The 646-nt window shown below is 43.3% G+C and carries 1 pseudogene; it reads right to left on the reverse strand.

The window, feature by feature from the left end:
- Positions 1-474 (reverse strand): annotated as a pseudogene (locus AB4486_RS25120) (ATP-binding protein); the annotation flags it as partial.
- Positions 475-646 lie beyond the last annotated feature (172 nt).

Below are 646 nucleotides of genomic sequence, written 5' to 3' on the forward strand. Positions count from 1 at the left end.
GTTATATGATTCATGCTCAATAACATTAGGAAAGTAGTTGAGTATCTGTTCAAGCATACTTGTTTTACCCACTCCACTTTCTCCGATAAGAGTTAATCCATCGCCTCTTGGTTGGAAAAAACCCGTTCTAGGCTCAATATCAGGACGCTCATCGACTAAATAGTGAAGATATTGAGCGGTTGTCGGACTAAAAGGACTCTTCGATGAATAACCATTTTTAATTGCCCGCTCAACCGCTCTGAAGCACTCATAGTAGTCATGTAATGGCTGGCGCAGCTCTTTTATTCGACTAAGGTATTCCTCTCGAACAAGCGGATCTGGATGCTGACAAATATGCTCTGCATAATCAGGATAGTGACTAAATGCGATCATCAACTCTTCCCAACCTTTCTTTGGCGGTAAGGCTTCGATTAACGGATTACCTTGATGCTCAGGCAAAATTGCATTTTGGTAGGCTGCTTTTTCGATTCTCATTCTTTATCCTCACCCGTTTGACGCTTTCTTCCTCTAGGCAACACATGGACTTTCCTACTAGCAGGAAGTGGCGTTTGGGAGTTACCGCTAACATCTTGACTATCTGACTCACTGAGAATGTTGGTCGTTGCCCCTAGCTCGTCTCTGCGATTTTTACGAACATTCTTCGTCC

Origin of the sequence: Vibrio sp. 10N.222.55.C6 (assembly GCF_041473395.1) — a bacterium.
GTDB lineage: Bacteria > Pseudomonadota > Gammaproteobacteria > Enterobacterales > Vibrionaceae > Vibrio > Vibrio crassostreae_C.